The organism is Vibrio sp. MMH1-50, assembly GCF_022347645.1.
In the GTDB taxonomy this organism is placed as follows: Bacteria; Pseudomonadota; Gammaproteobacteria; order Enterobacterales; family Vibrionaceae; genus Vibrio; species Vibrio harveyi.
Map to the genome: position 1 here is coordinate 1 of NZ_JAKRGG010000071.1, position 5,310 is coordinate 5,310.

Consider the following 5,310-nt stretch of genomic DNA (forward strand, 5'->3'; position numbering starts at 1 on the left):
ACATCGCTTCTGTTGTTGACCACAAGCCGATTACTTGCGAGTAATCTGAGATATGCATTTCTCTTATCACTACCGATTTTCCTCTAAGCACATAACGCCCTGTTAAGGTGTGAGCAACGCAATACCAATGCCGCCGCATACCACCTTAATCACTTAAACCAACGCATGATGAAAATGCCACGCGTTGCGAATCACTCTTAAACAGTTTGTTATACGCAATTTACCATTCTCGGAAGTCTTTTCGAAGCATACTCTGAGGCAATACTATAGTATTGTCATTTATGTCTTTTGTACCCTCATGTCGGACCATTAAGGTGAAGGAAAATATCGCAGACCTAGTAATTTGGAGCATGTGTTCAAGGAAGTTAACAAAATCTGATTCTTTAATAAAAGCTATTTCGTCAACAAATCGATAGGAATTATATAGGTCATTCGGCTTATCACTTTTGTGAACTACAACAAATTTGTGCTCTAAATCATTTCGCCATGTTTTGAAAATCGCCCATTCACCATCTTTACGATCGTTAAGATCACTAGCAATACTATATAACGCGAGTAACCCTGGAGATTTTACTGCTTCAAATAACTCTCGTCTTTTATTACGATCAAGCTGCCAAAAGCTTTGGAATGACACATTCCCATTTGGTGGATACAGATCATATAATTCGCATACAGCAACTCCGATTTTGTCTAGTATGCCAAAACATAGTCTAAATGAGGTCCTAAGCTTTTCTACGTCCACGCCTAGAAGCTCATCATTAAATAATTCAGAAAAACAAGATTCGTGGAGTAAATCATCATCTTGTGCTTGGGTCACATAGTCATAATAGAGTTTTCTTGCAAAAGAAAACTCTGACTTCAACCGATTTAAAACCATTTCCATTGGGACTATGAAGTCCCCGACTACTCCACCGATATGCGGTATTGTTAAGTTATCCCTTGCACTACCGGCACAATGACAATACAAACCATGCTCTGAAAGAGACAATTGGTTTGTAAGGCAAAACTTTCTGTAATCACTGAGCGCATTAAATTCAGCTTCCGTTTCGTGATTATCGTCTTTACTTCTAGATATATTCTCTTTTTTACAAAAATCATCAATTTTCTGTTGATGAAATTCAGATAAATTTAAATAGTATTTTGCCCAACTATCGGGAATATCTTTTGCTTTACTTGCTTCCGTATATCCTGACACAACCTGATCAAGCATTTGCAATGAATGAGTCGATGTAATTGTATTGAGCATCAATAATGTATCACTACGATTTACTAATGCTTGAGTGCAGAATGGATTCAGACTTAACGCTCTGTCATACAAGCTGAGAGCCTCCACGAGGCGGAACTGTTGCTTCAATGAATTAGCTAAATTCACAATCAGTTCATACGGGGTATCTTTCTGATTTTTAGTTATTTCTTTTAAGGCTTTCCAGTACAATTGTTTTAGCTGAACGAGTTCTTCAATAGTTTCAAAAGTATGATTGAACGGATTTGGCTCAGAAATCATACTTGATCTAGCGTTAGCCAAGTTATAGTAAAAATCACTATCTGGGATTAGAGCAAGCATTTCGGCTTGGTTATCATTCATTAAGTTGTAGCCAATGGAAACTATCTCTATGTCAGACTTCATTGAACCAATATCTATAAATGAACCTGCGATATTAAACAGCATTAAGTAATACTCTTCACTACCATCACCTAAAGCTTCGATAGTTTTTAATAACTCTTTAGCTTTAGTAAAAGCTTCAGAAAATTCACCAATATCAAGTAGAGCATTAATAGCTCGATGTTTTTCAACAAATGATTCTTCAACCATTAAAGGCTCCAATACTTCGAAATCGACATTGCGTATAACGCCGCATTAAGGGGTGAACAACGCCTCCACCCAACCTAAAACATTGTACCGTAAACACTAAATTTGAAGTAGAAACAAAAATGCCAAGCGTTGAGAATCCCTCTTAAATGCTTTGTTATAACGTAGCTCAACACGCTCTGTGAACTCAAAAACCATTAACATTAAATTGAGTGCAGTCGTTTTTGATAGGCACTGTAAGTTGCTGAAATCATAGATACAAAGCCAAAGAGGAACGCGGCAAACCAACGGTAGTTGAAAAACTTGGTCACCGCGCTCATTGCGTCAACTGGCTGAGGAGAGTTCCATGCAATAACGAAACTGATGCAACAGGCAAGAAACAAGATACAACTTAAAACGATACCTAGCTTAACTTTCCAATCGAACAAGTAATACATATTTTTCCTTTACGTTATAACGCCCTGTTAAGGTGTGAGCAAACGCAATGCCGAAGCTCCCGCATACCACCTTAAACACTAAACTCAACGCATAGTAAAAATGCCACGCGTTGCGAATCACTCTTAAACAGTTTGTTATACCACTGTCTCAACGTTTTTCACTGAATGCCATCTCACAAACAGCCTTTTTACAAACATCTGGTATTCAACAATATCGTCTTCACATAATGGAATAGGTCGAAACTGTTCCGGGGGAGCATGAGAAATTGCGTTCCTTAGGTTTGCCCAAAGTAGCAACTCGTCGATCTCATGTTGTTCGATTTGATGACCACTGTTAACTAAAGCTTCTAGTTTTGACTTAAGCCCGAACAGCTTCTTGGCATTTTTATCTACAAGCTGATAAGTGATAACTGCTTCAATTAATCCCTGAAGCCTCCAGAGAGCAAACTGCCAAAGATACTGATTATCGGTATAACGATAGTAAGCAACATCATCAAGGATATCATCCGCAGTTTCAGAGCTTTCACTACGAACCCTTGCGGCTTCAGATTCATACTGATGATTTCGCGCTTCTATCATTTCACGCACAATTGATACTGCATGATCGAAGTCGGATTCAGTTACACCATAAACCCAGTAGTCATTCTCTGTCAGATTTTTTAATTGCTCACGCATTTTATCTCCGAAGTGGTATAACGCCCTGTTAAGGTGTGAGCAACGCAATACCGAAGCTCCCGCATACCACCTTAAACGCTAAACGCAACGCATAGCGAAAGTGCCAAGCGTTGCGAATCACTCTTAAACAGATTGTTATGCTTTAAAAGTACTATTTACCGCAAGTCTCTTTTACATTTGCCCATACAAACGTTGTATTAGTCTCGGAGTAGAATTCCTCACCATGCTTCCCATTATGAGACGAACATAAAGGTACAATATATGGGTGGGTTTTGTAGTCCTCAGACTTGGCATTAGGTCTAGTAATATGTGCTCCAACATTCGCAGAGTTATTACAGTCATCAACAACACATTTGTTAGCTGATTTACCACTGTATTTTTCCCAGTGCTTTATCCATGACGCACATTTACAACTTCTGTCGCCCGTTCCTTGAGCATTCTTGATTTTCACACGACCTTCAACCGAATATACTTTTTTCACGTTACTTCCTTTATCGAATTTGAATTGAAATTGAGGTATCACCATCAGCTAATACGCAACTTGATGGTTACTTAATTTTCTCGCATCCAAACAATCCACTCAACAAATATGCCACAATTAAATATCAATCGGTTGCATAGATCGAAAAAGCCACTATTTAAAGTAGGTATTTTGTAAGAATATGTTTTTAAAGGAGAGAAAGCATAACGCCCTGTTAAGGTGTGAGCAACGCAATACCTAAGCCGCCGCATACCACCTTAAACACTAAACACAACGCATAGTGAAAATGCCACGCGTTGCGAATCACTCTTAAACAGTTTGTTAGCTGTTTGGAATCTCATACCCAGCGTTACGTAACTCTGCATCTAACTCATCTTTCCACGTTCCCGCAGCATCCATAGAAACGTAAACAACCCCACTAATATCATTTGGGGTTTCAACAGAACCTTTAACTAAGGCTGCCACTCTTTCTCTCGATAGTTTTGCAATGAGGTAGCCATGTTCAAAAACTACGTTTTGACGAGCTCTCCATTTAAAGCTCAAAGTATCCCTTTTAGCTCCTAGGTCACATTCAGTATAAAGAACGATACCAAATCCAACATTACTATAGTGGTCAATCTTCTCAATGATAGTTCTTCCACCACTAGCCTGTAGATGAAGAATTATTGGCTCTAAACCTTTAGATTCAACGTATGCTTTAACATCGTTCTTGGCGTGTTCGTCATGCCCATGCACTATGAATACTTGGTTCTTATTAAAACTAGAACCGTCCTCTGGCGGTAGGTTTTCAGCTTCGAATTCAACTGGTGAAGTAGGACGGGCTGGAGTTTCGATGGGACTTAAGATATTTGCCAAGTTTGAGCTTTTGACTGCCCAATGCGTTCGATAGAACTCAAATTCCTCGATGCCTAACTCAATAGCCAAGTCTTCTATTGTTTCTTTCGGGATTACACCAAAGCTATCATCTCTTTCAAACGTAATTTTATAATCTCTATATGAACGAGTGATATTAGTGATGTTGGCTACAAAAGCTCCATCAGGGCAATGTTCTTGCATAAATAGTGCAGGGAAGTCTTTTAGCTCTCGGACATTATCTGCGTTTAAGTTTCTGTATCGCATTTGCGTTTCAGAGTCAGTGTATTCGAGAAACCTTGAAGCAGAAACAATAACTTCATTCTCGCTCTCACTCGGTCCTGTATACCCAATTATTAAGTTGTACATATTTATCCTTTAACTAAATTACTAAACTTGACGAAAACAGCTAACGCCTTGCTAAGGTGTGAGTAACGCAATAAAAAAGCTACCGCACAGCGCCTTAATCACCATAAGCCACCGCATAGTAAAAATGCCACGCGTTACGAATCACTCTTAAGCAATTTGTTAGTACATGCGCTACTTCTATTTGTGCGCTCCAAGATATTGAAAAGTGGCATAATATGAAAGGCTTTGAACACTGAAGTGAGACGGGCAGCTACAAAACTTTACCGCATTGAGAGACGAAAGTTGGCTAGAAGAAAAACGCACCGAACTGCCCTACTTTCACTAGCTTCAAATTAGAAAAGGATTCTTTCCTCGTACTTCAACAGCCACACCAAAAGTAACCAAGGTTCTCTCAAAAGCCACCACGAAAATGAAGAAGCGCCAAAGAAATAGGCTAAGAGTTAGAAGCCGTAAACGGTGAAATCAAAGCGGACACTCCGCATATAGTGCCACCGGAAAGAACGTGAAAGGCACTAAATGAAAGGTGTAAATACGAGCGCCAAAACAGATAAACACCAAAACTTATGACCTTTGATGTCAAACCCGTACTAACGCCCTGTTAAGGTGTGAGCAACGCAATACCGAAGCTCACGCATACCACCTTAAACACTAAGCTCAACGCATAGTAAAAATGCCACGCGTTGCGA

General features: G+C 39.3%; 5 protein-coding genes. All 5 read right to left on the reverse strand.

Features of this window, described 5'->3' with window-relative positions; translation table 11 throughout:
• Positions 1-220: 220 nt before the first annotated feature.
• Positions 221-1,813, reverse strand: a complete 1,593-nt coding sequence (locus tag MHO32_RS25065) for an LA2681 family HEPN domain-containing protein (protein ID WP_239214858.1) — start codon at positions 1,811-1,813, stop codon at positions 221-223.
• A 200-nt stretch (positions 1,814-2,013) separates the two neighbouring features.
• The gene (locus MHO32_RS25070) at positions 2,014-2,247 is read right to left on the reverse strand and encodes a hypothetical protein (protein ID WP_029842189.1); all 234 of its coding nucleotides are present in this window, start codon (positions 2,245-2,247) and stop codon (positions 2,014-2,016) included.
• Positions 2,248-2,382: 135 nt separating this feature from the next.
• On the reverse strand, positions 2,383-2,922 hold the full coding sequence (locus MHO32_RS25080; protein WP_239214861.1) for a hypothetical protein: 540 nt from the start codon (positions 2,920-2,922) through the stop codon (positions 2,383-2,385).
• Between the two features lie 151 nt (positions 2,923-3,073).
• Entirely contained in the window at positions 3,074-3,403 is a 330-nt protein-coding gene (locus MHO32_RS25090; RefSeq protein WP_239214866.1) for a hypothetical protein, read from the reverse strand.
• 321 nt (positions 3,404-3,724) lie between these two features.
• Positions 3,725-4,624, reverse strand: a complete 900-nt coding sequence (locus MHO32_RS25100) for a TIR domain-containing protein (RefSeq protein WP_239214870.1) — start codon at positions 4,622-4,624, stop codon at positions 3,725-3,727.
• Between the last annotated feature and the right edge of the window lie 686 nt (positions 4,625-5,310).